The organism is Pseudoduganella sp. R-32 (assembly GCF_049913245.1).
Taxonomy (GTDB): Bacteria; Pseudomonadota; Gammaproteobacteria; order Burkholderiales; family Burkholderiaceae_D; genus Rugamonas.
Genome location: NZ_CP183987.1, coordinates 2561780 through 2588602, shown reverse-complemented (window position 1 = coordinate 2588602; position 26823 = coordinate 2561780). Strand labels below are relative to the sequence as shown.

Below are 26823 nucleotides of genomic sequence, written 5' to 3'. Positions count from 1 at the left end.
AGACCAAGTTAAACAAATTGCAACAGCATTGTAAGGGAAGCCGGACGTTAACTGTTCAGCAAAGCTGTATCATGTTGGCCCCATGCCACAAACCATTATATCTCCCGCGACTAGCGATTTGATTGTAAAGAAGAGCCGTTTTCTCGGTTTTGTCTCTCCGGTAACCGGCCGCGCCGAGGCGCAGGCCGTCGTGGCCCGCCTGCGCGCCGAGCACCCCGCTGCGGCCCATGTGTGCTGGGCCCTGCTGGCCGGCGGCCAGTCGGCGGCAGTCGATGACGGCGAACCCGGCGGCACGGCGGGCCGCCCCATGCTCGACGTGCTGCGCCACCAGGACCTGGAAGGCGTGCTGGCAGCCGTGGTGCGCTATTACGGCGGCATCAAGCTGGGCGCGGGCGGCCTGGTGCGAGCTTATACCGATGCCGTGGCCCAGGCCTTGATGAAAGTGGAAAAAGTCGCCATCGTGCGCTATACCGAAGTGCATTGCACCCTGCCTTACTCGCTGGAAGGCATGGTGCGGCGTGAACTGGCCGCCGCCGGCGCCATCCTGCTGGAAGTGAGCCACGGGCAGCGCGTATCACTGGCTTTCCGCATCGCCCAGGCCGCCGCGCCGGCATTGGCGGCCCAGCTGAACGAGGCAGCCAGCGGCCAGCTCGCGTGGCAGGCACGACACGATGAAAGTTAAATAGTTACAATTAAATAATTTCCTATTAACAATTTTTGCGTTATTGGGCGGGTCTCGATACTGTCATAGTCATGCGCGATGAAACACTATTTTCTGGCAATCAACTCTCATCGCTGTTGAATGCCCTGCCCGACCCTGCGTTCGTCCTGACCCGCAGCGGCCGTTACATGGCTATTTTTGGCGGCATCGACCTGCGGTACTACCACGACGGCACCCACCTGATCGGCAAAACCGTCCATGACGTCCTGACGCCGGACAAGGCCAGCTGGTTCCTGAAAGAGATCGAAACCGCCCTGGCCTGGCGCGCCCTGCACATTGTCGAATACAGCCTGGTGCAAGGCGACATCAAGGGGCAGGCTGGCAGCGGTCCGAGCTACCGCCTGTGGTTCGAGGGCCGCCTCCAGGCGCTGGACTTCCAGGTTGACGACGAAGATGCCGTGCTGTGGGTGGCCAGCAACATCACGGCGCGCAAGGAACTGGAAGTTCAGCTGCGCATGCAGAGCGAAGTGGATTCGCTGTCCGGCCTGCTGAACCGGCGCAAGCTGATGAGCGTGCTGGCCGAGCATTTCGATACCTTCGAGCGCTACGCCACCCCGATGACCATGCTGATCTTCGATATCGACCACTTCAAGCGCGTCAACGACGAACACGGCCACCTGGCCGGCGACATGGTGATCAAGACCACCGCCGACGTGTGCCAGCGCGAGCTGCGCACGACCGACGCGCCGGCCCGCCTGGGCGGCGACGAGTTCGTGGTCCTGATGCCACACACCACCTGCGAACAGGCGACGCCCATTGCCGAACGCCTGCGCCTGCGCATCGCGGAAACCCTGCAAGCCCTGGGCTGCATTGGCGACTCCGTCACCATCAGCGGCGGCCTGGCCTGCTTTCGCGCCGGCGACCTATCCTGCGAAGACGTGCTGAAACGCGGCGACGACGCCCTGTACCAGGCCAAGCGCGCCGGCCGCAATCGCATCATCGGCGCTGGCTGAGGCTTGCGGGGGCTTGATAAAAGGTTCAGAATTCCCTCAAAGCCCGAGGGAGGTTGTGATGGACTCTTTAATACAGTTCAAACCTGGCGACACCTGGCTGCTGCGTAGCCGCGGAGCGCGCGCCATGAACCACCTGCTGGCACCGGCATCCGCGCCGCGTGCCGCCACCCTGCCAGCCGTGGCCCGATGGCGCGGCCGCGAAGCCATCCCGATTCACCTGCTGGACAGGCTGCGCGCGTCGCGCGCCAACAGCGCCTATGCACGCCGCCTTGACGACCTGCAGGTTTGCCTGGGGCGCGCCGAAGTGCAGCTGCGCCAGTTGGCCGCCCCCCAGGCCTGGCAAGTGCCCGGCGCCGGCCCGGTGCTGGGCGGCGACGCCATGCTGGCGAGCTGGCGCCAGATCGCCGAAGGCGGTCCGCTGGCACGCGAATTCGCCACCTACGCCTGCCACGTCTCGGCCTGCACCCGCCAGCTGCAGGAAGCCCTGGCCAGTTTCGACCTGCTGCAACAGCAGGCCACGTCGCCCGAGCGCCACGCCGCGCTGTCCGAGCTGGCCGAACGCCTGCTCGCCTGGGGCGACACGCTGGTGGAAGACGAGGTCGCGGACGAAGTCATGCTGCGCATCCAGGCCTACCCGGAGCTGTACGAGGAAATGCTGGAAGAAGCGGACGGCGGCAGCGACGAGGCGGCGGCCAGCCTGGAGTCGCTGGGCGATGCCGACCTGCTGCGCCTGGACTGGACCGGGGGCCAGCGCGGCAAACTGCTCAAGGCCCTGGCCCGGCTGCGCGGCCAGCCGGCTGCCAACTGATACGGTCGTTTCCGGGCGCTTCTGCGCCTGTTTTTCGAGGCCGGGCCGGCGCACAATAGGCCCAACCTCGAAAGGATACGACATGGACGACACCAAACCCCGCAGCTTCGGCGAAACCATGCTGGCCGTTGCCTGGTCCTTCATCGGACTGCGCCGGCGCAGCGATTTCGAGCGCGACGCCGGCGCCCTGCGTCCCGGCTACGTCATTGCAGGCGGGCTGATTGCGGCCAGCTGCTTCGTCGCCATCCTGCTGTTTGCGGTACGCCTGGCCACATCGTGATGCAGCTTGAACACGCCCACCAGCGTATCGAGGTGGGCGGCCTGCTGCTTCAGCGCATCCGCTGCTGATGCGGCTTCCTCCACCAGCGCGGCGTTCTGCTGCGTGACCGTATCCATCTCCGTCACGGCCCGGTTGATCTGTTCGATGCCGGCGCTTTGCTCATCGCCGGCGGCCGTGATTTCACGCATGATCTCAGACACCCGCTGCACCGAAGCGACCACTTCATCCATGGTGCTGCCGGCCCGGGCGACCAGGGCGCTGCCCTGGTCCACCTGCTCCACCGAATTGACGATCAGGTCCTTGATCTCCTTGGCCGCAGCGGCCGAACGCTGCGCAAGCTGGCGCACTTCGGTGGCGACCACGGCAAAGCCGCGCCCCTGCTCGCCGGCGCGCGCCGCCTCCACCGCCGCATTCAAGGCCAGGATATTGGTCTGGAAGGCAATGCCGTCGATCACCCCGATGATGTCCGAGATCTTGCGCGAAGAATCGCTGATCGAGCCCATGGTCTGCACCACCTGCCCTACCACGGCGCCGCCCTGCTGCGCCACCGCGGTCGCCGCCGCGGCCAGTTCGTTGGCCTGGCGTGCATTGTTGCCGTTTTCGCGCACGGCGCTGGTCAGCTCCTCCATCGAGGACGCGGTTTCCTCCAGCGCGCTGGCCTGCTGTTCTGTACGCGACGACAGGTCCAGGTTGCCGGCCGCAATCTGGGTGGCGGCGGTGTTGATGGTCTCTGTCCCCTGCCGCACTTCGGATACGATGCGCAGAAGGCTGTCGCGCATCATGCTCATGGCCTTCATCATGCTGGCTTCATCGTCCTGGCGGGTTTCCACATGCACGGTCAGGTCGCCGGCAGCGATACGGCCGGCGATTTCGGCCGCCACATCGGGTTCGCCGCCCAACTGGCCGAGCAAGCGGCGCGCAATCAGGGTAGAGGCCACCACGCCGGCCACCAGCGCCACGCCGCTCATCACCAGCATCATGCTGCGGGCCGCGGCATAGGCTTCGGTCGCGGCGGCAGCGTCCCTGGCATTATGCTGGCGCTGCAATTGCACGTCTTCATCCATTACGTCCTGCCAGCGCTGAGTGGCGGGGCCGGCTTTCTGCATCAGCAGGGCCACGGCTTCGTCATCCTTGTGCTGCATGGCCAGCTGCAGCAGCTGGTCGGTCAATGAACGGGACTCCTGTTGCAGCGCGCGAATGCGGGCGCGGATCGCCTTGCCCTCCTCCGTGGCAGGCAAGGCTTCCAGCGCCGCCTGCGCCTTGTCGTACTGAGCCCGCGCGGCCTGGATCTTGGGCAGTTCGCGCTGCATTGCCGCTTCGTCCGAGAGCAGCACCAGGGTGCGCGTGACGCGTGCCACGACATGCACCGCCTCCGACATGTCCTGCACATAGGTCAGCTTCGCCACATTGAGCCGCACGACTTTCTCGAGCTGGGCGTGGATGCGGTGCATGTTGAAGATGCCGAGGCCCGACACGCCGGCCATCAGCGCCAGCACCAGGCCAAAACCCAGCGCCAGCCGGGTGCCCACCTTCATCGATTGCTTCGACATGGCTATTCCTTTCGTAGCGACTCTGCAACCTCGGCACTGCAAATAGGCAAGACTACACCAATTCAATTAGAATCTGTCGATTCCAGAATATAAGCCGCCGACCCTACATGAACCTGCAAGTGATCCTCAACCTGGCCGTCGCCGCCATCGTGCTGGCCTTCCTCGTCATGCAGCAGAAACGCCATGCCAGCTTCACCGTGCGCGTGTTCAGCGCGCTGGGCCTGGGTGTTGTACTGGGCGCCGGGCTGCAAACCTTGTACGGCGCCGGCAGCGACATCGTCAAGGTGACCGGCCAGTACCTCGATATCGTCGGCAGCGGTTATGTCAAGCTGCTGCAGATGATCGTCATGCCGCTGATCATGGTGTCGATCGTCTCGGCCATTCTCAAGCTGCGCAACGCCAGCTCGCTGGGCAAGATCAGTGCCCTCACCATCGGCACCCTGATGCTGACGACCACCGTGGCGGCGGCGATCGGCATCCTGATGGCCAAGGTATTCGGCCTGAGCGCGGCCGGCCTGGCGTCGAACGCGGCGGAAGTGGCGCGCGGCGCCTACCTGGAAGGCAAGCTGGCCGACGCGCAGTCGATTTCGCTGCCGAACATGCTGCTCTCCTTCATCCCGAGCAACCCCTTCCTCGACATGACCGGCGCGCGCAAGACGTCGACCATTGCGGTGGTGGTGTTCGCAGTGTTTATCGGCGTGGCCGCCATCGGCATCGCGGAGAAAAAGCCCGAGCACTTCACTTCCTTCGACCATGCCGTGCACGTGGCGCACACCATCGTGATGCGCATGGTGACGCTGGTGCTGCGCCTGACGCCCTACGGCGTGTTCGCGCTGATGGCACAGGTGGTATCCAGCTCCAGCTATGCCGACATCCTGAACCTGATCGGCTTTGTCGTGGCTTCCTACTGCGCCCTGCTGCTGATGTTCTGCGTGCACCTGGCGATGGTCAGCGCAAGCGGCCTCAATCCGCTGCGCTATACGAAGAAGATCCTGCCGGTGCTGACCTTCGCGTTCACGTCCCGCACCAGCGCAGGCTCCATCCCGATGAGCGTGCAGACCCAGACGCAGCGCCTGGGCACGCCGGAAGGCATCGCGAACTTCGCCGCGTCGTTTGGCGCCACCATTGGCCAGAACGGCTGCGCCGGCATTTATCCCGCCATGTTGGCCGTGATGATCGCGCCGACGGTCGGAATCGATCCTTTCACCGCCTCGTTCCTGGTACCGCTGCTGGCGATCATCACCATCGGCTCCGTCGGCGTGGCCGGCGTTGGCGGCGGTGCGACCTTTGCGGCGCTGATCGTGCTGTCCTCAATGAACCTGCCGGTGGCCTTGGCAGGCCTGCTGATTTCGATCGAACCGCTGATCGACATGGGCCGGACGGCGCTGAATGTCAGCGGCTCCATCGCCGCCGGCACCGTCACCAGCCGCGTGATGGGCGAAACGAATATGGCGGCATTCGCCAGCGACCAGGAGTTGCAGGTCGATTCCCAGGCCGCGGCGTAAACCGTCAATATGACGTCGACCTTACGCATTCGCCAATACACACCTGCTGACGCTCAAGCCGTCATCGATGTGATCCTTCCGATCCAGCAATCCGAGTTCGGCATTCCGATCACGCTCGAAGCCCAGCCCGACCTGCTGAACATTCCGAGCTTCTATCAGCACGGCGCCGGTGGCTTCTGGGTGGCCGAGCATGGAGGCGCCATCGTCGGCACCATTGCCCTGCTGGACATCGGCAGCAGCCAGGCCGCCTTGCGCAAACTGTTCGTCTCGCAATCCCATCGAGGCGCCGAGCATGGCGTGGCCAGGCATCTTCTCAATAGCTTGCTCGAATGGTCGCGCCTCCAGGGGATCGACAAAGTCTATCTTGGAACAACCGATGCATTCGTCGCGGCACATCGCTTCTACGAGAAGAACGGCTTCACCGAAATAAACCAGTGCGAATTGCCTCCTGCCTTCCCGGTAATGGCAGTCGATACCAGATTCTACCTACGCTCACTATGCTGATACGTTACGACTTCGAAGTCGGCGCAAGTGCCGAATACCTGTTCAAGCTCACCCAGGACTACGACCTGAGGGCAAAGTGGGATCCTCTCACGACAGAGGCATTCCTGGTCAATGCGACGGACGCTGCGCAAGGCGAACTGGTTCGCTGCACTGCGGCCAATGGCCTTAGCATGGATACGGTCTACGTGTCCTACCAGCCCAACAAGGTTGCGGCCGTGAAGCTGATCAAGGGCCCATACATCTTCGATAAATTTGCCGGCGGGTGGAATTTCAAGGAACTCGGCCCCGACAGGACCAGGGTTCTTTTCTCATACAACATCACGACCAAGCCGCGCTGGCTATCCTGGCTGCTGACTCCAGCGGTAGTGTTCTTTTTCAAGCGAGAGACGCGCAAGCGTATCGCCGCGCTTCAGCAGTATGCGGCAGCGAACTATCGTAGCCAACTCTGAGCTCAGAGGCAGAGTACAGCAGTACTACTACGCCCTCTATAGCAAAAGCACGACGCTGGCTAGAATTTAATCCTGACCTGTTAAGTTGACCGCTCAATTGAACACTCCACCTTGGCTGGCAATCGCTATCGGCGAATTGGGGATCGCAGCATACCCCGTCGGTTCGAGCAACCCGCGAATCAATTCATACCACGCAGGCACCAATATCGAAGGTTACGATGACAAAGTGTCCTGGTGTTCATCGTTCGTCAATTGGTCGTTTGCACAAGCGGGCATTGCCGGTACGGCGTCTGCTCTCGCCAGATCGTGGCTTGAGTGGGGTGAGGAAATTGAACGTCCGGTACCTGGTTGCGTTGCAGTTCTTTGGCGAGATGATCCGGCCAGCTGGAAAGGACACGTAGGCTTCTATTTGAGGGAAGACCAAGAATTCGTTTACCTCCTCGGAGGTAATCAGCTTGGACAGGTACGGGAACACTTCTATCCAAAGTCCATGGTTCTCGCCTACAGGTGGCCCAGTGGCCTCCAATAATATGTCCCATCAAGCCACGCTCACCTATGACAAACAACTCCTCCGTCGAGCAGTGCTGGCGTTCTGGCGCCGGTCAGTCGGCATAAGCCTTCCTTTGGCACTATCATTCGCCACCATTGCCTTCGTGTGGCTGCTCGTTGAAGGTGAATCGTCCTGGTTCATTGGCGCCCTTGGCGCCGCTCTGGCGTTTGCCTTTGCCATTGTTCTGGCAATCTATGTGGTCCACTATCGCAGCGTGATGGCAAAGCTGCATGACATGGGAAGGCCGCAAGCGGTCTTCACTGCCGACGCATCGACGTTTTCAGTTTCGTCGGGCATTGGAAGCTCCACCATGCAGTGGTCATCGGTTGTCGAAATATGGTGTTTTCCCGGCTTCTGGCTTCTGTTGTTTTCCAAGGCGCAGTTCATCACAATGCCTCTTGAAACGGTCTCGCCGGAAATGCAGGTATTCGTGCTGAGGGCTGTTCAAGCTTCAGGGGGCAAAGTGATTGGCTTCACGGCCAAATTCGAGAATGTAGCCTGACGCTTCAGGCACGTATCTGTATCGAGGACCACATGCACGAATGGATTACTCTCACCAAGGTATTCGGAAGTTCCCTGCGCAATCCGACAATAGCGGAAATGGAAACCGCGCTTGACGAGCTCTTTGAGAAAGCCGACGCCGACCACCCCGATGCCTGGATTGAATGCGGGTCGGCGTCTGGCCCGCTTTATAGCATCTCGATCTTTTCGAATGGCTATGCGCTCTACACAAAGTATTCAGACTCGGATATGTCGGAAGTACTGGAATCAACGAGGCTCTCGCCAGTTGATCGCGAAGGCGCACTTGTCTTATGGTCCAACCTGACTCAAGGCCGGACACCATGAGGCATGACGCTGACATTAATGCTTCCCTGTCATGCGAAAGTTAATGCTCGATAGGCGTGTCTTGCAGCCCCCGGGTTATGCGGAACGCTCTTGCTTGCTTGTCTGGTACCGCTTGCCTTGGCTTAAGCACTGCTACGTCCTGTGGTTGCAGCCGCTGCGCTGCGGGCGATGACACCTTCGTGGCGTGGAGTGTTGAATGGTCGCGACAGAATGACTTGTATTTCCGCGAGGCAACGTGGTCTGACCGCATCACATTTGGCCTGATTGATTGAAATATTGGTCAGGCCAATATAAGATCGGCAGTGCCGATCAGGCACGCCTATTCAGCCCCACCGGAGCACACGATGAGAAAAACCATAATGGAGACATTGGTGGCTGCCGTACTCGCCACCGGAATTGCGCACGCAGCACCGTTACCTTTGCAGGATGCCGTCATCACCGCCACCTACAACGGCTCGCCCGACACCATCCTCGGCCTTGACCACCTGTTCCAACCCGAACCGGGCGCCAACACCACCGCCCTTGATCCAACCGGCACCGGCGTCGAATTCCTCAGCGCCGATGCCATGTTCGGCTTCGACTTCGACGCCAGCGGCCTGTTGACCGTGATCGCAAATAACGCGGTCACGCCGGGTACATACCAGTTCCACTTTGACTTCGGCAGCACCCTGGCTGCACCGTTGACCGCCTTCAAACTGCTTGACGCCAGCGGCATCGGCGGCTTGCCCATCCTGTCGCTGGGCGCCAACGGCAACTCGATCGACATCGACCTGAGCGGCACCACCTGGACCGAATTTGCCAGCATCACGGCCCAGCTGGATGCCACCGCCGTGCCGGAACCGGGCAGCGCTGCACTGATGCTGGGCGGCCTTGCCGCGCTGGCGGCAGGCCGCCGCCGCACACGACGCAGCTGACACTGTCCCCCTTTCCCCCAAGGAGAATCTTATGGAACTCAAAGGTTTCAGGATCGCGCTCGCCCTGCTTGCAGCGTTATGCCTGCCCGCGCAGGCGGCCGACGATCCGGCGCGCGTCGCCGCCCCGGCCGACGGCTGGGCAAGCCAAGCTGGCGGAACCGCCGGCGGCTCAGCCGCCATCGCTTCGCAAATCTACAGCGTGAGCAATCGCGCCCAGTTGGTCAACGCCATCAATAACGGCGGCATCAATCCCAAGATCATCAAGATCACCGGCACGATCGACATGACTGAAGGCGTGCCTTACGCGAACACGGGCGACCAGGCCATTCGCGGCGCGATCCGCTTGAAAAGCAATACGACCCTGGTCGGTGCTGGAGCCGGCGCAGGCATCGTCAACGGCCATATCCAGCTTGTCGGCGTCTCGCAAATCATCATCCGCAACCTGAAGATCGTTGCGCCCTGCGACGTGGGGCCGGTGTGGGACCCGAACGACGGCGCCAATGGTGCATGGAATTCGGCCTATGACGCGATCGGCGTTTCAGGCTCCGACCACGTCTGGATCGACCACAATACATTCACTGACGCTCCGATGACGGACAACCTGCTGCCGATCGAAAACGGCCAGCTGAAACAATGCCACGATGGGGCGCTCGACATCACCAACGCATCCGACTACGTGACAGTGTCGTACAACGTGTTCGGCGAGCACCACAAGAACAACCTGATCGGTTCGGGCGACGGCGCCACAGCCGACGAAGGCAAGCTGCGCGTCACTTTCAGCAACAATGTCTTCCGCAACGTGTCCAGCCGCGCACCGCGCGTGCGTTACGGCCAGGTCCACCTGTTTAACAACTATTTCACCGGCAGCCGAGATGCCGCGGTGTATGCGAACCTGTACAGCATCGGCGCCGGCTACAACTCCAGGATCCTGTCGCAATCGAACGTGTTCGACATCACCGGAGCCCAGGGCTGCAGCAATATCGTGGTCAATCCGGGCGGCGCCGCCACCGGCGCCTTCAAGGACAGTGGCTCGCTGCTGAACGGCACCCTGCTTGGAGGATGCACCATCAACAATAACGTGACGTGGACGCCGCCATATACCTACAGCGTGCGCCCTACCTCCCTGGTGAAGGCCAACGCGCTGGCGCAGGCCGGCGCCGGCAAGCTGTCCATCAGCATCAGCGGCACGGGCGACACCAGCGGCACGCCGATCCTTACCCTGAGCTGCCCGCCGAGCGGCCTGTATTTCTGCGACGACTTCCAGTCCGGCACCTCCGCCAACTGGGATTTGCTGCCCGTGGCCGGCGCGAACGGCAGTTTCAGCGTCAAGGCGGAAGCGGTCGGCGCGACGAATATGCTGATGCAGTACACCGCCGCCACGACCGGCGGCGTGCTGGCCCTGCTAAAGCCAGCCGCCATGGCCAATGTGCCGAGCGGCGACTACTTTGTCGAAGCGCGCATCAAGCCGCAAACCAACAGCACCACCGGCAACAAGCAGCTCTACCTGATTACGCGCTACACCAACGCCAGCAACTGGTACGGCGCCGGCCTGAATGTCCAGAACGCCAACACCAGCACCCAGGTTGAAATCGCCAGGATGCTGAATGGCGCGCTGACCCGCCCCAAGCAAGTGCGCAAGCCAATCAATATGGATTCGGTGTTCTATACCGTGCGCTTTGAGATGATTGGCAGCACGCTGACGGTCTATCTCGATGGCGAATCGCTTGGCTCCGTGACCGATACTACCTTCAGCGCGCGCGGGCTGGTCGGCCTGTACACCGCCAACAAATCCTTCCAGATCGACGACGTGCGGATTGGCGACCCAAGCCTGAAGCCCGCGCAGCTGACGCTCAATCCCGCCACCACGAGCTACACCGCCGAAGCGGGCGACGCGCCGCTGCAATTGGCTGTTACCGCCGTCAAGCCCGATGGATCGGCCGACAGCTATAGCGCCAGTTCCAGCAACCCGGCGGTGCTGGCAGTCGGCATCAGCGGCAACACGCTGGCACTGACGCCGGTCGGCGCCGGCAACGCCACGGTGCGCGTGACCAGCGACAGCGACCCGACGCTGGTACGGTTGATCAGCGCCACCATCGGTGCGCAATTCGTGCAACCGACGCAAACCTACACCCTGGCCGACCGCGCCTCTCCCGCTGCGGCACAGGGCGAGGCCCAGGTGGACGCCAGCCTGCGCCTGGCATTCGACAGCACGCCATCACTGGGCAGCAGCGGCACCATCCGCATCTTCCGCAAGATGGACGATGCGCTGGTCGATGTGATCAAGCTGTCCGGCGAGAGCGATGAACTGGGCTACCCCGGCCAGGCGGCAGTACGCAAGGTAAATACCCATCCGATTACGATCAACGGCAACGTCGTGACAATCAAGCCGCACAACGGCAAGCTCGTTTACGCAACCGAATACTACGTTGCGATAGCGAACGGCGTATTCAATGGCGCCACGCTGGGTGGTACACCCTTCGTCGGCATCGGCAAGCTGGGTAACTGGTCCTTCACGACAAAGGCTGCGGCTCCGGCGGGCCCGGACCTGGTGGTCGGAGCCGATGCCGGCAGCGACTTCGCCACCGTCCAGGGAGCGCTGAACTTCCTGATGCAGAACGTGGACAAGGTCACGCCAGCCACGGTCACGGTCCGCAACGGCAGCTACAACGAACTGCTCTACCTGCGGGGCAAGGACAACGTCACCCTGCGCGGTGAAAGCCGCGACGGCACGGTAATCCAATACACCAACCACGACACCCTCAATCCCGGCACCGGCGCCAGCCAGGCTCCAGGCACCAGCGCCACTGCTGGGGGTGGACGTTCCGTCATGCTGGTGGAAACCTCGGACATGCTGCTGCTCGACACCCTCACCCTGCGCAACACCACCCTGCGCGCCGCCAACATCTCGGCACAGGCGGAAACGCTGTACTTCAACAACGACAACGGCCGGCTGATTGCGCGCGACGCCGCCTTCTACAGCGAACAAGACACGTTGAACCTGAAAGGCTGGTCCTGGTTCTACCGCACGCTGGTGGCGGGCAATGTCGACTTCATCTGGGGAGGCAGCCACGCAGCCCTGTTCGAAGAAAGCGAAATCCGCTCGGTCGGCGACACTACCAGCGCCAGCAGCGGCGGGTATGTCCTGCAAGCGCGCGTGCCGAATGCCAGCGACAAAGGCTACGTCTTCCTCAACAGCCGCCTGACGCACGGCCCCGGCCCTGGCCCCGCGCACGGCGACGTGCCAAACGGCGCCACCTACCTGGCACGCAGTTCAGGCAACGCAAGCGTATGGGACAACATCGCCTTCATCAACTGCCAGATGGATAGCCACGTTGCGCCAGTCGGCTGGGCCGGTGCCGGCGTCAACGGCCAACCCGCGCCCAGCCCGGCCGTGCCCAATGCCGGCAGCGGCTGGCGCGAGTACGGCAGCACCGACCTGTCCGGCGCCCCACTCAACCTCGCCACGCGCGTCGGCGGCTACCAGCTAAGCGCCACCGACGTCGCTGCCGGCTTCGCCACCCGCGCCCAACTCTTCGCCGCCTACAACAACGGCGCCGGCTGGAACCCCTAAGCCGCCCCACCAGCCGAGCCCGTGTCACACCTTGGGGTCACACCCCGAAAGTGACACGGCCTCGACTACGGCTTGGCTGAGCCCGTGTCACACTTGGGGTGTGACCCCAGGGTGTGACACGGGCGCGGCTGTAATTCTTGCTGGCGGGGATTGTGTGCCGCCCTGCCATCGCATCGCTTACCATAGGCTTTTGGCTATCCACCGAAAGGTATGCGATGGAGCAAAAATGGCCGCAACAGATCTGGCTTGTGCGCCACGGCCAGAGTGCCGGCAACGTGGCGCGTGATGCTGCCACGGCTGCCAATGAGTTGCTGATCGACATTGCCGAGCGCGATGTCGATGTCCCCCTCTCCGAACTGGGCATGCGCCAGTCGGACGCACTGGCGCAATGGTTCGCGGCCTTGCCCGCCGGGCAGCAGCCCAATGTCGTGCTGTACTCGCCTTACCTGCGCGCCCGCGCGACGGCGCAAGCGGTGCTGCAATGCCTCGGCCCTGAGGACATGCTGGCCGTGGTCTCCGATGAACGCCTGCGCGAAAAGGAATTCGGCATTACCGATCGCCTGACACCACTGGGCATCTCTGAGAAATACCCCGACCTGGCGGCACAGCGCAAACACGTCGGCAAGTTCTACTTCCGACCGCCCGGTGGCGAGAGCTGGTGCGATGTGATCCTGCGCCTGCGCAGTGTGCTCGACACCATCACCCGCGAATACCGCCGCGAGCGCGTGCTGATCATCGGCCACCAGGTGATCGTGAACTGCTTCCGCTACCTGGTCGAGCGGCTGGATGAGGAAACCATTCTCGCCATCGACCGCGCGGCCGATGTGCCGAATTGCGGCGTGACCTCCTACCAGTTCGATCCGCAAGCGGGCAAACGCGGCAAGCTGGTGCTGGAGCTGGAAAACTTCGTCGCCCCGCTGAAAGACAGCGGCACCCCCGTCACCGACAAGCCGGACGTCCCGGCCGCGCCGAAACCATGAGCAACGCCGCCCCGATCGAACTGGCTCCCGCCCTGCTGCGCGATTGGCCCTTGCCGCAACCCGGCTTCGATGGCGACAAGGAGGTGCGCGGCCACGTGCTGGTGGTTGCCGGCTCGGCGGAAATGCCCGGCGCCGCCATCCTCGCCGGCGAAGCGGCCCTGCGCGCCGGTGCCGGCAAGCTGACCATCGCTACCGCTGCCAGCGTGGCGCCGCAAGTGGGCGCCGCCATCCCCGAAGCACGCGTGATCAGCCTGGGCGAAACCGCGGCACACGGCTTCCAGGCCGACAGCGCGCGCCGCCTCGCTGAACTGGCCGGCAAGGCTGATGCCTTGCTGGTCGGCCCCGGCATGGAGGACGAAGCCAGCTGCGTGGAACTGGTGCACCAGCTGCTGCAGCGCTTCAGCGCCATTCCCATCGTACTCGATGCCATCGCCATGTGCGCGGTACATCCGCGTGGCGAGCCGCATTTGCTGGACGAAGCAGTCGATTGGGAGCACTTCCGTTTTTCCACGCCTGTACTGCTGACACCCCACGCCGGCGAACTGGCGCGACTGACGGGCGGTGTGCGCGGCAATATCGAGCGGGAGCCGCATGGCGCCGCGCAAGCCGCTGCCGACCGCTGGAATGCCGTCCTCGCACTGAAAGGTGCTACCACGGTGCTGGCGACGCCGGACGGCAAGCTGTGGCAACACCAGGGCGGCAATGCCGGCCTGGCCATTTCCGGTTCGGGGGATACCCTGGCCGGCATCATCGCCGGGCTGCTGGCGCGTGGTGCTTCGCTGGAACAGGCTGCGGCCTGGGGCGTGGTGCTGCACGCGGCCGCCGGCGAGCAACTGGCGCTGCGTTGCGGCCCACTGGGCTACCTGGCGCGTGAAATTGCAGCCGAAGTACCGGCATTGTTGCGGGTGCTGGCTGCCCAATAAAGGAGATTCAAGATGAACACCATGAGCAAAGCAGGCGCCCTGTTGCTGGGCGCAGTCCTGGCCGCCGGCCTGGCCGGCTGCAAAAACCGCACGGAAGACACGACGCCTGCGCCGGTAACTTCGCCAGAAACAACAACGCCAACGCCGCCGCCGGCAACCCCTGCCCCGGCACCCGTGACGCCAACCACGCCACCGTCCGACTCCACGACGCCAGCACCAGACACCACGACAACGCCAGCAAGCGGAGCCACGCCAGGAACCAGCGGGACCAGCGGCACGCAAGGCACCACAGGCGCCGCCCAGCCGCCGTCCACCGTGCCCGACAAGACAGACCAGAAGGACATGCAGCGCGATCGACGCCCAACTTATTAGAGCGGAGGCCCTGCCATGCCGATTCTCCGCCATGCGGGCGCCCTGATGCTGGGCGCCCTGCTTGCAGCCGTCCTCCCGGCCTGCAGCAAACATAACGCCGAAAGCCCTGCCAACCCGCCAACAGGCATCGGAACCCAGACCACGCCGGATACTGGCGGCACCGGTACCGCACCAGCGCCAGCAGCCGCGCTCCCCAGCCCGCCTGCCACCGGCGCCGGCAACTCGACCAGCGGCGCCAGCGGCGGCAGCGCCGCTACCCAAGGCACGCAGCCAACGGCCCCCGCCAGCGGCGCGGCGCCTGCGACCAGCCCGGCCAACACACCGGGGACGTCAACGCCGCCCAGCGGCCTGCAACCAGGCCGATAGTGAAACGCCGGCGTCACAGCGTCGGCGTTTTACCCATCCAAGCTTTCTACTTCGCAATCAGCAGCAGCAAGCCGCGGCCACAAACGCCGTAGACATAGTTTTCGCCGCCGATGAAGTCTTCCGCGCCTGGCGTGCGAACCTGGCCGGGGCCTTCGGCCCAGGTGCAAGTGTCGGTCACGCGGTACCAGCTCTTGCCCGTACCCGGCCACGGCAGCGTGTAGTTCACATTGCCGCTCCAGCCGTTGTAGGCAACATAGACGGCGGAAGCGCTGTCGCCAAACTCACTGCCGTCGATGCGCCAGGCAATCGCGTGGTTATTGCTGTCATTGAAGTACGTCGCATCGGCCACTGCACCATCCGGTTTGAACCAGCGCAGTTGCTCCATCACGTTGCCGTTGCCGTCCGTCGAAGAATAGAAATTCGCAGGACGCAGCGCAGGGTGCTCTTTGCGGAACGCGACCAGGCCTTTGGTAAAGGACTCGAAATTGGACTGGTCCGCAGTCCAGCTCCAGTTCTGCCACGTGGCGACGGAGTCCAGGTTGTAGGGATTATTGTTGCAGTTGACGCTGCGAAGCGACTCGTCACCGCCCACCATCATCGGCACGCCACCCGACAACAACATCAACGCCATGCCGTTGCGCGCGGCCTTGCGCTGGTCGCCCGCAACGCCACCCTGGTCCCAGCTGTTGTTATTGTCCTCGCCACCATCGCTTGGGCCATAAGGCCAGGCCTGGGTATTGTTCTTCGAATTGCAGCTATACAGATCCTTGAGCGTGAAGCCGTCATGGGCTGTGATGAAGTTCACCGAATGCCAGGGCTTGCGTCCATCGTCGCCATACAAGTCGCTGGAACCCGCAAAACGCGTGGCCAGCGTGCCGGGGGTGATGGCCACCTGCCCCATCTTGTTCTGGTCCTGCCGGATCACATCGCGGTAGATGCCGTTCCATTCCGCCCAGCCAGTCGGGAAGCCGCCAACCTGGTAAGAGTTGCCGCCGATTGCCCATGGTTCTGCGATGTGGTCAACACCGCTGCCTCCAGCGGCCGCGCGTGCCGGCAGCTCCGCCACGATGCGGTTGAGCGCATTGCCGCTATCCATTTTGTCGAAGTTGTAGCAGCCATGCTGGCAAGTGTTGCCCAGCACCGAAGCCAGGTCGTAGCGGAAGCCGTCAACGCCCAGCTTGTCGCGCCAGTAAGCCAGCGAATCGACGATCAGGTTCTGCGCCACCATGTTGCGCGTGTTGTAGTTGCCGCCCACGCCGGTGTTGTCCCAGGAATTCTGGAAGTCGCTGGTCAGCGAATAATAGGTTGGGTTATCGAGCCCGCGCATGCCATAGATGTTGTAGGTGGTCTTGTCGCCGGCATTCCACTGGCCGCCCTCGCCCGTGTGGTTATAGACCACGTCGATATACACCTTGATGCCGTTGTCGTGGAAGGCTTTCACCATTTCCTTGAACTCGCGGGTCGGGCCGCCGGCCGTCCGGTCGTAGCTGTAACGACGATCCGGCGCAAAGTAGTTCAGGGTCATATAGCCCCAGTAGTTGTCGCCCGTGTTTGAATTTGGATCGGCATCGTTCGTGTCATTCTGGGTTTCCTGCACCGGCAGGAATTCGACTGCGGTCACGCCAAGGCTTGCGAGATATGGCGCTTTCAACCCCGCGCCTTTGTAGGTGCCGCGATAGGTGGCCGAGATGCTGCTGTCGTTCTTCGTCAGCCCTCGCACATGGGCTTCGTACACGATATCGTCCTTGAAAGCGCGCGTGGGCTTGGTGCCGATCGATTGGGCATCGCCCTGCAGCACGATGCCTTTCGGAGCACTGCTGCCGCTGTCGATGTTGCGGTAAAGCGCGCCGCTGGCGTAGATCGTGCCGTTGCTCATTGTGGACGTGGTCGGATCATGGCTGATTTCCAGCGCATAGGGATCGGTCAACAGCTTGTTAGGATTGAAGCGGTTGCCATTGGCGTCGACGTCCGCAATGAACCCGGCTGATGAGCCCTTGGTCCATGTCGCGTTATAGGGCCAGTTCGGTCCCCAGGCGCGGTAGCCATAGTAGACGGTACCGGTGATGCCGTAGCCGGCCAGTTGGCTGCTGGTGACGTTCAGGCTCCAGATGCCTCCCGTGCCGAGGGTCATCGGCAAGCTTACTTTTTCCTGCTGGCCGGTGGCGGCGCCATACAGGTACAGGTCAATGCGGGTGGCACGGCTGGAGTAGATCTTGAAGTTGATGCTGGATTTCGTGGCGTCATAGGCGGCGCCGAGATTGTTGGCATTGATTGCGGCTCGAACGACGAGCGGACTGCCAAGCATGGCGCAGCCCAACGTCGCCAACCCGAGGGCACGGCGAACTTTCATATAGTCTCCCTATTTTATTGGCTTATGTACTTCTACTACGTAACAGCGAATCGATTTTGCGCCTTAGCTCTTGTTTACTCAACCAAGCTGAATTGGCGTGACGTAATTCAACTACACCCATCTTTTTTGCTCGCCTTAAGCCGTAGTTGCCTTCGAAGCCTACCCATCGACGGTTTTTATCTAACTTTGGGAGGTTTTATGCGCGCAGATTGCCAAAACCTCGGGCTTGGCATTGCATAAATTGCCAATAAACGGCATTATGAAATTTATTAAAACGTCAATTTGACGTCGACTTTACGTTGGTCATCGCTTTGAACATGATGCAGGCTTCAGCTCTTACTTCTGGCAATTGGGCCGCTGGCAGTTCTCAGCTTGGTGGCAGGGGCCTGCACGCGCGGTTTGCTCGCGTTCGTGCGGGCGCATTCGCGGACACGCTGTCGGTTGGTCCTTCGCGGCCAGTTCACGCGCGTGTCCAACATCTAGCTCAACCGGACGGCTTACGCGCTGCGCGCTCCAGCCGCCGGTTAGCACCACGTTGGGAGCTTCTATGAGCGCTGAAACTATTTGCCCACTTGATCAAAGCGCGTCTCATGAATCCAACTTCACTCTCCGCAGAGGGTCAGCCACGGTCGATCCTGCGAAAAGCGAATACTTCGTTATTTGCCCGGAATGCCACAAGGCGATCCGTTTGGCGGGAGTCGGCGGAAGCGAGGGGCTCTTGGCAGAATCCAGGCCATGCCAGTCGGATGCAAGACAGCCGTCCCAACCACAAGTTCCAGCGGATGCCTGAGGGCGCCGCTGAACAACCACGTTAAAGATCACCAATGGCATACGATTTGGTAGTTGGCCGAGGGAGCAAGGTCAAGGACGCGCCGGATATAGTGGGTGGAATTGAGTTCGCCGAACTTCCAGCCATATTGCGTCTGCTTGAACGAGTCGAATCTTCATTCGTTCAACGGATCTCCAATCTTTTAGAAGATCAGGCTTTTTCTGTCGCAGAGATCGAGCAGGCACTTCCGCAATTGCTCCCCCTGCTCACGTTGGACTTGCGCCCTGATGAAGAGGCCTTCTTGCATAAGCTGATCTCGGTACTGTCATACGCAAAATGGAAACAACTTGGCCTGTACGGGATTGCCGACTAATCTCTAACATTGCAGTCAACTGGACTGCCTCCACGCTGCCCGTTCCTGAGGCCAGCTACTTTGAACGTTGGTCATCGCTGTGAACATGATGCACGCTTCGTCCTCTCCGCTTGGCTCCAAGGCCCACTGCTCGGCCTCCGTGGCTATCGGTGGCGTTTGGGCCGCTGGCTGCTCCCAGGTCGGTGGCAGGGGCCAGCATGCGCGTTTTGCGCCCGTTCGTGTTGGCGCATTCGCAGACACGCTATCGTCTGAGCCTTCTCGGCCAGTTCACGCGCGTGTCCAACATCTAGCTCAACCGAACGACTTACGCGCTGCGCCCTCCAGCCGCCGGTTAGCGCCACATTCGGCGTAGAAATTCGCATGAAACCGATTGAACGATATTCACTTCAAGTGCTTCCCGCTTGGTACCCTTTCAGAGCGTTCAAACGCCGGTTGGTTCGCGATGGAAAACCAACCTGGGTGGTGGTCGATGGAGATGAGATTGCCGCACAGTTTTTGTGCGGCGCCTTCACCATTTTTGTTACAAACTACGACTACTTTGACGGCGTGAGAACTTGGTTTCATCTGATTGACGACGAGGGAAGAGTCCGAGACATCGTGTCGACTCCTGACTACTTCGGGTTCCTTCAAGATGTTGAAAGCCCGGCCGAGCTTGAGCTGAATTTCGGGTTCTACGGCACAAATGATCAATGGAGCCTGCGCATTTGCGAAAGACCTGTTTGGTCCTTCCGAATTGGTGACCTACGTTCTCGCGTAAACCGTTTTTTGTTTACTCAAAGGCGCCTGATGCTTGGCTGCACAAAAGGCGAGCCGTGGCTTTTTCAACCTGCCGAACCTGACGCCCCAGTGGATGCCGCTGCTTCACAGCGTCGCCACTGAGCTCGACGGTTGCGCCCTTCAGCCATGACCATTGATGAAATCGAAGTGTTTAGGACTGCTTGCGCCACCGCAAAGGATCGAAGCTGGGCATGGCGACCGCCATTTTTTATTGGCTTCGATGCAGGTGAGTGGCAAGTTCAAGCTGAGAATGAATCGATCACTCGGATCAACGGCGAGAATGGGCGGGTCCTAGACGAATCGGACAGACTAGAACCCGCGCTCGCGTTGGTGATTGCTCGTGAATACGCAAATGCCAATTCCTTGCGTTGGAAGCCTGCATTTACGTTGCAAATTAATGAGGAAGGTTGGGAGGTCGGGTGTTGCCAAAGCCGGTTCGGTGGCCAAACCTACATCATGGTAAGTCACAGCGGGAAAGCTATTCGTCACTGGATCAACCCCAAGTGAGCACTTGCCTAAAATCGCCCAACAATTCCGTCAACCGGACCTCCGCATCGCTGCGCGCTGCTGCGGCCGGTTACGTCCAACGTTGGGCCGCAAAGGAAATGACATGGCTGATTTGAGCTGTGGATTCACGCCGCAAATTCTAGCTGCGATTGCAAGGGTTCAAGCGCCGGAATACCCGTGGCTTCCGCACGCGCTGGAAGACTGCGGGGCCGGCGCCTGGGAAAGCGCAGCATACGTTCGCTACATCTCAGCGCAAAATGCACATGCTGCTGGTGCAGAATGGCAGTTCGAAACAAATGTCGTTCTTGAACACCCCCATTTTGGTACTGTCATCGTCGAGGTCCTCACCGGACATCGTATAGGTGGCCTTGAATTCCTCTCAAGGATCTAGCTTTGAAGCTTAGCGATGCTTTGCCCAACAATGCAGTCAACTGGACTGCCTCCGCTGCCAATGGCAGCCCAGTAGCTGCGGAAGCACTGCAGCGCATCGCCGCCCTGTATGCCATTGAGCAGCAAGCTAAAAACATGAACGCCGACGAACGCCTGCGGATGCGGCAAGAGCATGCATAGCCTGCGCTGGGGGCGCTGCACGCGTGGCTGGTGAGCATGCAGAAGGTCGTGGCCACCGGCAGCGGTACTGGCAAAGCCATTGAGCATTCGCTCAAGCGCTGGCCAACATTGGTGCGTTACGCCGACTCGGGCACGCCCCCGATCGACAACAACGCAATCGAGAATACGGTCCACCCGATTGCCATCGGCAAGAAAAACTGGTTCTTCGCCGGCTCGTAGCGCGCCGGCCGACGCGCTGCCGCCATCCAGACTTTGCTCGGCACCGCCAGGCTCAATGGTCTCAATCGCTGCATTGGCTGGCTAGCATATTGGAATGTCTCCCGACGTGCGCGAACAGCCAGATCGATTCGTTGCTGCCATTCCCGAACTCTACGCCAGCTTAACTCCACCGAACAGGTGGCTTCGCTGGACGCCTACCCGAAGTCGTAGAAGACAAGCCAGCCGGCGGCATAGGCGGTATGGGTGGCATGGACGGCATGATGTAATAGCCAACAGCCTCACAGCTGACAAAAAAACTGCAAGGTTCGCGCCTTGCAGGCTTTTTCCTTGAGTTCTCCCGACAACTACTCAAGCAGCGAAGTGCAACTGGAAGCGTCGTTGCGGACTTCATGATTCACCGAAGTCGCGGCCCACTGACTTACCCTTCAGGGAAAATACAGTCCGCAATCGCAGAAGAGGGAATCTGTTTGAGGTCGGAGCGGGCCGGATCGAAGTAATAAAGCGCATTACTCCAGCGGCGGTCATATGGATGAACGAAACCGGCGACCTGATAATCTTGCTGTCCCTTCAGCTTACAATCAACGAATTGATACTCAACCGGCCGAACCTTCCGCCAAGGCAAGACAACCTCGGCAGTCACGATTACCACCTCCCTGCCTTTCACCGGCAGCGAATCCACTCTCCAGATGCGGAGCTTGCCACTTGGCCCCTGCGAAGCCTTGCATTGCGCAATGTGGAATTGCGACCCGCCGTTGACCACCATGCCGGTCTGCAACACTTCGCATTCTGTATAAAGCTTGCTGTAATCTCGTCCGACATATCCACTTTCCACGGCATATACGTCGCATGCACCAATCGTTATCACGACGGCTACACAACGCTTCCACCTACTCACTCTTTGCTTCAGATTTTTCTTCACAGCGCCCCACAAATTTCCAACATGCAATTATTTTATCCCAATCTCGGCAGCCCGCGAGCCTGACGGCCTGCGGACTACCTGGTGTCAGCAGGCGATCAGCCTTGCGGACCGGACAACTGCGCCATCTGCGCCAGCAAGATCCAGCCAGGGACTGGCTCAACTGCTGCAGCCACGCCTCCATCGACAGCTCACTGACGTCCGCCTGCACTTGCACGCCAGGAATCACGATCGACGCACCGGCAACGATCGGCGCCAGCGGCGTCGCCGTGGCCGACACATCCACCTGCACCGTCATGGCCGACGTATCGTTCAGATAGCAGACATACGGATTCAGCCCAGTCGGCGTGCCGCAATCGCTGCCGCCCAACACTTGGACCATGAAATCACGCGTCACGGTTGCGGCGGAACCGTTGGACAATTCCGCCAGATCGGCATCGACCGTTTCCTCAAACAGCTCGCGCTGCTCACCGGTCAAGGCTTCGCTCTTCTTGCCAAACCAAATGCGGCGGTAGTAGGCCAACTCGACAAGCGCTGCCAGTCCACACCGGCCATCAGCCATTGCCATTGTTCGGCCGTCAGCTCCCAACTGGTGTCACCGGCTTGCGGCCAAACGAACTGGCCATGATGCTGGCGCCGCACGCACATCCACACGCAGTTGGCATCCCAGCACACTACCTTCAGGCGCGTGTGGCGCCGGTTGGCAAAGACGTAGGCCGTGCCATCGCAAGGAGCCCTGCCCAGCGCTTGCTGCACATGCAGCGACAGCCGGTCAATTCCGGCACGAATATCGACCGGCTGTGTGGCCAGTCGGACCGCGTTCACCTGCAACTGCATCACAGACTGCGCAGCAATTCTGCCAACTACGCTGCTGGCGTGGTGTTGGGCAAATCGAGCGACCAATTCGGGCAGACAGGCGAATCGGGCCGCTTGCCACTATCGCCTTCACTTTTACCGGCAACAGCGGCATGGGTTCAGGCCGCTGCTTCTGCCAAGCGCTTCTTCCACCATGCTATTTGGCGCGGGCGCCCAGCCTTGGCGAGCTGCAAAACTACGCATCGATTCGCCGCTGACTCGCCCCGCATCTAACCGCTCTTGCCACAGTTGCTGTTGTCTTGTCCCGACATTCCCGTCTCCAAAAAAGACAGGAGTATTGAACCGTTCAACAAGAAATTACAGGTGGTAGGGCTGGACGCTTACCGCTTTACGACAAGCGCGGTGCCTCGCTGCCAAAGCGCACCATACATTTCCGACCGGCCGACTTTCAGCTCGATGGAAAAACCAAGAGCTGCATTTACCCGGCAGGTGAGCACCTTTACCGCAGTGGCACGAACTGCACTGCCAACGGCCGTCAGCATCACAAATTCACAGGCGCCAAGCAAAGCTGCGCGCCATCCGCAGCGCACGCAGGTTCGCCAAGTGGCCTTCTTCAGGAAGGGCAGGCGTCACCACTCACCTACGTGCAGCCCATGCGACAGGCAATCGATACACCACGTGGCCGCGCTTTGTATAGTCGGCGCATGGCCACCATGGAGCCGGTCTTCGCTAACCTGCGCTACAACAAGCGGCTTGACCGCTTTACGTTGCGAAGCCAGGCAAAGGTGAACACTCAATGGCATCTCTACTGCCTAGGTTCACAATATCGAAAAGCTGGCAAGGAACGGATACGCGGCCTAAGAAACGCTAAAAGGGCTGAAGCCAACTGCCTTTACTTGCCTGAAACTGGCAGTTTGCGGCAAACTGGCGGAATGATTAAAAAATCAACTGAGCTGCTGGCAGAAATCCCTGAGGTTTGCGCAAACTCGCGCCGAAAAGGGATATTTCTACAGCCTCGTTAGGCCGTAGAGCACAGCACATGGAAATTGCTGATCCACGCATTCGCACTGAAGTCATTCACGGCCAGATCGTGCACTTCCCATCGCTGGAAGCCTGGTCAGAGATTATTAGGGATGCGGCACTGGGAGATATCGCATTGCCCATTCCAGACTGGATCAAGAGATGGCTCGATGAGTACGGCCAGTTCCACGTCGCTCACCTTGGACTCGTTCACAAACCTCACCATATTGGCTGGCTCGTCGTTCCCATGCTTCGCCTTGACGGTCGCTACTATCGCGTCCACTACGAAGACGTCATCTGCGAACACTGCGATAGACGATGCGGAGCATCCGCAACGCCCGACAGCGTATCGTACGCGGGGACCAGCGTAGACCCACAGAAGGTCTGGGACGAGTTCAATGAACTGCCGCTTCAAAGCTGTCCATATTGCCATGGCATGCTCAGACGCCGACAAACCGTTTGGCTGGCATCACAGCCTGCGGCCTAACAATTCAGATATGGACGCCCCCGAGAGTACAACGGGTTCATCAATAGGTTCGGCATGCGGTATAAGCCTGCATGCCAGATCGATGCCGATCACAGTCAGAACGTTTTCGCCATTCCCATTTGCTGCTAAAGTGCTAATCTTATTCATAACTCCCCCTTGTGGACCAATGATGAGGAGGACTTCCAAATCTTTAGACCGCAGGTGCTTGCAGCAAGTACCTGGCTGCGCATGTGGGACGGGGGAAGGCCCTTACATTCGTTGGGCCAACTGAAGAATGACGAAACCGTTGCATTCTATTCCGGACAGAGTAAGTTGCCCTCGTTGTAAATCCGAGGATCATGTCACGCGCAAGCTTCATGCTTTGCCGACTGAATTTGACTGGAAGGATCCTGCGACGGAACTGGTGCCGGCGATGGGCTTCGTAAAGGGTTATTGGTGCGTTCGATGCGAAATTGGTTTCATCCCTGACGAACTGCTTATGAACTTCGGACTCGTGCAAGTGAGGGGAATTTGATGCGTCCCCATTTGCCCGACCTTTCAATCAAACGGACGGCTTACGCACTGAGCACTTCAGCCGCCGTTATCGCACTCGTTGCGCCGCGATTTAATGTAGTAGGACGAGGAGAGAAGGAGAATTGTTCGAAACTGCTTGGTTTGTTTTTCGTAGTACTGTTGGCGGGATGCGCGAGTACGGGTGTCGTGCAAATGGAAAAAGACACATTCCTGATTGCGAAGAAAAGCCCGCAGGTCGGGTTTGGCCCACCTATCGGTGTTAAAGGTGAGGTGTATGCTGAAGCAAATGCCTTCTGCTCGAAGGATGGGAAGGCTGTGGAAACGATTAAGGCCGACGAGACAAATTCCGGCTTTGCGAGAAGCGCAGCGTTCTCCCTTGAGTTCCGTTGCGTATCCAAGGCGCCGTGAGCAACTGCGCGCACCAATCTTTGTTGAGTTTCTTACCCGACAATTCCGTCCACCGAACCGCTGCATCGCTGCGCGCTGCGGCGGCCGGTGGCTACTAGGACGCCCATGACGAAGGTGCAGCACTTCCTTATACTGGCTGTACTGATCGCCGCGCTAGCTTTTTCCGCTGCGCTCAATATATCAGTCTGCGCTTGGGGCTGCCCTTCAACGGTTCAAGTGTACTCGTTGCAAGCGTCGTTCTTTGTCCTGCTTGGCCTTATCCTGTGGGTGCTTCGTAAATTTTTTCGGCTCAAGCGGGTGGACGCAAATGCCAAACCTTAAAGCCAATCGGATAGCTTGCGGGTTGCGCGCTCAAGCCGTCGATTAGCACGCACGTAGGAGCGCAAACATTGAATAGCACATGCCTTATCTTCTTTCCCGAAGGTTCGTCCTCACTCCAGCAAGCGGAGCAAGAACTTACGAAATACGACTTCGACGTGAGATCGAGCGGGGGCTCGCTATTCGCGAAAAGGCTTGGATCACAGGAGTTTAAGATCACGCTTGTCCAACTTCCTCATGTTTTGCTGGAGGCAAAGGAAATAGGCCAAGGATCGGAGCACGAACAATTCCTGTCTAAGTGCGGATCTCGATTCGAACTCTTTATTTCCGATCTGGATGCGGCTATGGACGAAATCAACTCGCTGATGGAGGCCCAAGGCGCTTTACAGGATGCTTCATCGGGTTACCTTTTTACGCCCTGGAACGGTCAAATCATGAAGCCATGGAATGCCTCATAGTTGGGCGTACTTCCCAACCATTCAATCCAGCGGGGCGCCCGACGGCGCCGCTGAACGTCTGCTTTGGCCCAAATTCGAATAATCATGAATACTGAAAAACGCAACGCATTAGTTGAAAAGCTTAGTTCAGAGCACGAGCCGCAACTCGTTCCTATCGACGTATTTTTTGACGGGAACGATGATCTCGGCTCGATTGGCTGCAATCTTCTGGATCATCCTGGCATCGAGGCTTTTCGTGCGACTTTTGCACGCCTTAGTGAGCGAGAGGATGTAGATGCCGTCTTCGCTCAAATTGCGGAGGTAGATCCTGGAGACGACTGCTGGCCGTTCTCGGACACTGTCATCGTGGTCGGCAGAATAGCGGCTGAAGACTTGGCCTCGGAACTCTCTGCGCTCGAGCCTGATGAAATCGGTGCGGCTGAGGATTTCGGCGCACCCGAGGCACTGCTCGGCGAATCTGGCAAGACAGCACTGGCGGTTTGGTGGGATTAATGCCGAACGCTGCATCCAAACGGACGCGCAAAACGCGCTTGTTAATGCATGGGCGTTTTCCGCTACCACGGCAAGCGGACTTGCGCTTTGCGCTCCAGCCGCAGGTTATCGCACACTCAGGCATTCTATGGCACGGCTATCGAAAATATCAATTGATCTTGGCACAGTGAGCGATGCTCGCGAGCTTCACCACTTACTGATGGAACGTCTGGATTTCCCTGGCTGGTATGGCTGCAATTGGAATGCCTTCTGGGACGCGATCACTGGACTGGTTGAAATGCCGGAATTGCTCGAATTCGAGAACTGGAAGATCTTTTCTGCGCGGCTACCGAACGAGGCGAAGCATTTACTGACGTGTCTTCAAGAGATGGCAGAGGAGTTTCCTCGATCGGCATCAACGATTACATTTACCTAACCTTCTATTTGTAATCAACTGGGCAGCTTACGCGCTACGCTTCATCCGCCAGTGATTCGCACGGTATGGGCATGACTCCAGCGCGCCACGAAAACTAGATGAACTCCTGGAAGTTGGCGCTGC

At 60.1% G+C, this 26823-nt stretch carries 31 protein-coding genes and 1 pseudogene; 27 read left to right on the top strand and 5 right to left on the bottom strand.

Translation table 11 applies throughout. The features are described 5' to 3' along the window. Nucleotides 1-82 precede the first annotated feature (82 nt). The 4 genes from ACN9MU_RS11840 (at nt 83) to ACN9MU_RS11825 (ending at nt 2762) form a co-directional block, all read left to right on the top strand. The gene (locus ACN9MU_RS11840; protein ID WP_426170814.1) at nt 83-682 is read left to right on the top strand and encodes an IMPACT family protein; all 600 of its coding nucleotides are present in this window, start codon (nt 83-85) and stop codon (nt 680-682) included. Between the two features lie 167 nt (nt 683-849). Next, nucleotides 850-1674 (top strand): GGDEF domain-containing protein, encoded by an 825-nt coding sequence (locus ACN9MU_RS11835; RefSeq protein ID WP_426170812.1) that lies wholly within the window; start codon nt 850-852, stop codon nt 1672-1674. A gap of 58 nt (nt 1675-1732) precedes the next feature. Further along, nucleotides 1733-2482 carry a hypothetical protein gene (locus tag ACN9MU_RS11830; RefSeq protein ID WP_426170810.1) on the top strand — a complete coding sequence of 250 codons (750 nt, stop codon included), beginning with the start codon at nt 1733-1735 and terminating at the stop codon, nt 2480-2482. Nucleotides 2483-2564: 82 nt separating this feature from the next. After that, nucleotides 2565-2762 carry a DUF2970 domain-containing protein gene (locus ACN9MU_RS11825; RefSeq protein WP_426170809.1) on the top strand — a complete coding sequence of 66 codons (198 nt, stop codon included), beginning with the start codon at nt 2565-2567 and terminating at the stop codon, nt 2760-2762. On the opposite strand, the gene ACN9MU_RS11820 is transcribed toward ACN9MU_RS11825, so the two are convergent. Continuing rightward, nucleotides 2681-4312 (bottom strand): methyl-accepting chemotaxis protein, encoded by a 1632-nt coding sequence (locus ACN9MU_RS11820; protein WP_426337376.1) that lies wholly within the window; start codon nt 4310-4312, stop codon nt 2681-2683. The two genes, ACN9MU_RS11825 and ACN9MU_RS11820, sit on opposite strands and share 82 nt — an antisense overlap. A gap of 107 nt (nt 4313-4419) precedes the next feature. Here ACN9MU_RS11820 and ACN9MU_RS11815 point away from each other — a divergent pair, with 107 nt between their 5' ends. From ACN9MU_RS11815 to ACN9MU_RS11760, 12 genes are all read left to right on the top strand, one after another. Continuing rightward, the gene (locus ACN9MU_RS11815; RefSeq protein WP_426170806.1) at nt 4420-5817 is read left to right on the top strand and encodes an L-cystine transporter; all 1398 of its coding nucleotides are present in this window, start codon (nt 4420-4422) and stop codon (nt 5815-5817) included. Between the two features lie 9 nt (nt 5818-5826). Beyond that, nucleotides 5827-6321 (top strand): GNAT family N-acetyltransferase, encoded by a 495-nt coding sequence (locus ACN9MU_RS11810; protein WP_426170804.1) that lies wholly within the window; start codon nt 5827-5829, stop codon nt 6319-6321. After that, entirely contained in the window at nt 6315-6770 is a 456-nt protein-coding gene (locus tag ACN9MU_RS11805; RefSeq protein WP_426170802.1) for a type II toxin-antitoxin system RatA family toxin, read from the top strand. The genes ACN9MU_RS11810 and ACN9MU_RS11805 overlap by 7 nt, the downstream gene beginning before the upstream one ends. An 85-nt stretch (nt 6771-6855) precedes the next feature. Next, nucleotides 6856-7299, top strand: a complete 444-nt coding sequence (locus ACN9MU_RS11800) for a TIGR02594 family protein (protein WP_426170801.1) — start codon at nt 6856-6858, stop codon at nt 7297-7299. Further along, a complete protein-coding gene (locus tag ACN9MU_RS11795; protein WP_426170799.1) occupies nt 7286-7822 on the top strand; it encodes a YcxB family protein in 537 nt (178 codons plus the stop codon). The genes ACN9MU_RS11800 and ACN9MU_RS11795 overlap by 14 nt, the downstream gene beginning before the upstream one ends. A 32-nt stretch (nt 7823-7854) precedes the next feature. Beyond that, entirely contained in the window at nt 7855-8166 is a 312-nt protein-coding gene (locus tag ACN9MU_RS11790; RefSeq protein WP_426170798.1) for a hypothetical protein, read from the top strand. Between the two features lie 344 nt (nt 8167-8510). Then, nucleotides 8511-9080, top strand: a complete 570-nt coding sequence (locus ACN9MU_RS11785; protein WP_426344625.1) for a PEP-CTERM sorting domain-containing protein — start codon at nt 8511-8513, stop codon at nt 9078-9080. Nucleotides 9081-9111: 31 nt separating this feature from the next. Continuing rightward, complete coding sequence (locus ACN9MU_RS11780; RefSeq protein WP_426344624.1) at nt 9112-12651, top strand: pectinesterase family protein; 3540 nt, start codon at nt 9112-9114, stop codon at nt 12649-12651. A gap of 215 nt (nt 12652-12866) precedes the next feature. Continuing rightward, nucleotides 12867-13631: a histidine phosphatase family protein gene (locus ACN9MU_RS11775; RefSeq protein ID WP_426170793.1), complete on the top strand. Its 765-nt coding sequence runs from the start codon at nt 12867-12869 to the stop codon at nt 13629-13631. After that, on the top strand, nt 13628-14554 hold the full coding sequence (locus tag ACN9MU_RS11770; protein WP_426170792.1) for an NAD(P)H-hydrate dehydratase: 927 nt from the start codon (nt 13628-13630) through the stop codon (nt 14552-14554). Before ACN9MU_RS11775 ends, ACN9MU_RS11770 begins: the two co-directional genes overlap by 4 nt. 12 nt (nt 14555-14566) lie before the next feature. Then, nucleotides 14567-14926, top strand: a complete 360-nt coding sequence (locus ACN9MU_RS11765) for a hypothetical protein (protein WP_426337372.1) — start codon at nt 14567-14569, stop codon at nt 14924-14926. Nucleotides 14927-14941: 15 nt separating this feature from the next. After that, complete coding sequence (locus ACN9MU_RS11760) at nt 14942-15292, top strand: hypothetical protein (protein WP_426344623.1); 351 nt, start codon at nt 14942-14944, stop codon at nt 15290-15292. A 46-nt stretch (nt 15293-15338) separates the two neighbouring features. Here ACN9MU_RS11760 and ACN9MU_RS11755 read toward each other — a convergent pair whose 3' ends face one another. Beyond that, nucleotides 15339-17642: an alpha-amylase family glycosyl hydrolase gene (locus ACN9MU_RS11755; protein WP_426344622.1), complete on the bottom strand. Its 2304-nt coding sequence runs from the start codon at nt 17640-17642 to the stop codon at nt 15339-15341. Nucleotides 17643-18466: 824 nt separating this feature from the next. On the opposite strand from ACN9MU_RS11755, the gene ACN9MU_RS11750 reads away from it, so the two are divergent. From ACN9MU_RS11750 to ACN9MU_RS11730, 5 genes and pseudogenes are all read left to right on the top strand, one after another. Next, nucleotides 18467-18784, top strand: coding sequence for a hypothetical protein (locus ACN9MU_RS11750; protein ID WP_426170785.1), 318 nt, complete (start codon nt 18467-18469; stop codon nt 18782-18784). A gap of 360 nt (nt 18785-19144) precedes the next feature. After that, nucleotides 19145-19663, top strand: coding sequence for a hypothetical protein (locus ACN9MU_RS11745; protein WP_426170784.1), 519 nt, complete (start codon nt 19145-19147; stop codon nt 19661-19663). Nucleotides 19664-19687: 24 nt separating this feature from the next. Then, nucleotides 19688-20068: a hypothetical protein gene (locus ACN9MU_RS11740; RefSeq protein WP_426322511.1), complete on the top strand. Its 381-nt coding sequence runs from the start codon at nt 19688-19690 to the stop codon at nt 20066-20068. Between the two features lie 103 nt (nt 20069-20171). Continuing rightward, nucleotides 20172-20459, top strand: a complete 288-nt coding sequence (locus ACN9MU_RS11735; RefSeq protein WP_426344621.1) for a hypothetical protein — start codon at nt 20172-20174, stop codon at nt 20457-20459. A gap of 2 nt (nt 20460-20461) precedes the next feature. Next, nucleotides 20462-20857 (top strand): annotated as a pseudogene (locus ACN9MU_RS11730) (IS66 family transposase). Between the two features lie 418 nt (nt 20858-21275). On the opposite strand, the gene ACN9MU_RS11725 reads toward ACN9MU_RS11730, so the two are convergent. The 3 genes from ACN9MU_RS11725 to tnpB are packed head-to-tail and all read right to left on the bottom strand — an operon-like array spanning nt 21276 to nt 22598. Further along, complete coding sequence (locus ACN9MU_RS11725) at nt 21276-21776, bottom strand: hypothetical protein (RefSeq protein ID WP_426170780.1); 501 nt, start codon at nt 21774-21776, stop codon at nt 21276-21278. Then, complete coding sequence (locus ACN9MU_RS11720) at nt 21745-22296, bottom strand: transposase domain-containing protein (protein ID WP_426170778.1); 552 nt, start codon at nt 22294-22296, stop codon at nt 21745-21747. The genes ACN9MU_RS11725 and ACN9MU_RS11720 overlap by 32 nt, the downstream gene beginning before the upstream one ends. After that, a complete protein-coding gene (gene tnpB / locus ACN9MU_RS11715; RefSeq protein WP_426170777.1) occupies nt 22248-22598 on the bottom strand; it encodes an IS66 family insertion sequence element accessory protein TnpB in 351 nt (116 codons plus the stop codon). The genes ACN9MU_RS11720 and tnpB overlap by 49 nt, the downstream gene beginning before the upstream one ends. Before the next feature lie 644 nt (nt 22599-23242). Here tnpB and ACN9MU_RS11710 point away from each other — a divergent pair. The 6 genes from ACN9MU_RS11710 to ACN9MU_RS11685 all read left to right on the top strand — a co-directional run bounded on the left by ACN9MU_RS11710 (nt 23243) and on the right by ACN9MU_RS11685 (nt 26700). Continuing rightward, a complete protein-coding gene (locus ACN9MU_RS11710) occupies nt 23243-23611 on the top strand; it encodes a transposase (protein ID WP_426170776.1) in 369 nt (122 codons plus the stop codon). A gap of 17 nt (nt 23612-23628) precedes the next feature. Further along, nucleotides 23629-24096 (top strand): hypothetical protein, encoded by a 468-nt coding sequence (locus tag ACN9MU_RS11705; protein WP_426170774.1) that lies wholly within the window; start codon nt 23629-23631, stop codon nt 24094-24096. 513 nt (nt 24097-24609) lie between these two features. After that, nucleotides 24610-25017 (top strand): hypothetical protein, encoded by a 408-nt coding sequence (locus ACN9MU_RS11700; RefSeq protein ID WP_426322508.1) that lies wholly within the window; start codon nt 24610-24612, stop codon nt 25015-25017. A gap of 389 nt (nt 25018-25406) precedes the next feature. Continuing rightward, nucleotides 25407-25793, top strand: a complete 387-nt coding sequence (locus ACN9MU_RS11695) for a hypothetical protein (RefSeq protein ID WP_426322506.1) — start codon at nt 25407-25409, stop codon at nt 25791-25793. A gap of 84 nt (nt 25794-25877) precedes the next feature. Beyond that, on the top strand, nt 25878-26285 hold the full coding sequence (locus ACN9MU_RS11690) for a hypothetical protein (protein WP_426322504.1): 408 nt from the start codon (nt 25878-25880) through the stop codon (nt 26283-26285). Between the two features lie 127 nt (nt 26286-26412). Continuing rightward, a complete protein-coding gene (locus tag ACN9MU_RS11685) occupies nt 26413-26700 on the top strand; it encodes a barstar family protein (RefSeq protein WP_426322502.1) in 288 nt (95 codons plus the stop codon). Nucleotides 26701-26823 lie beyond the last annotated feature (123 nt).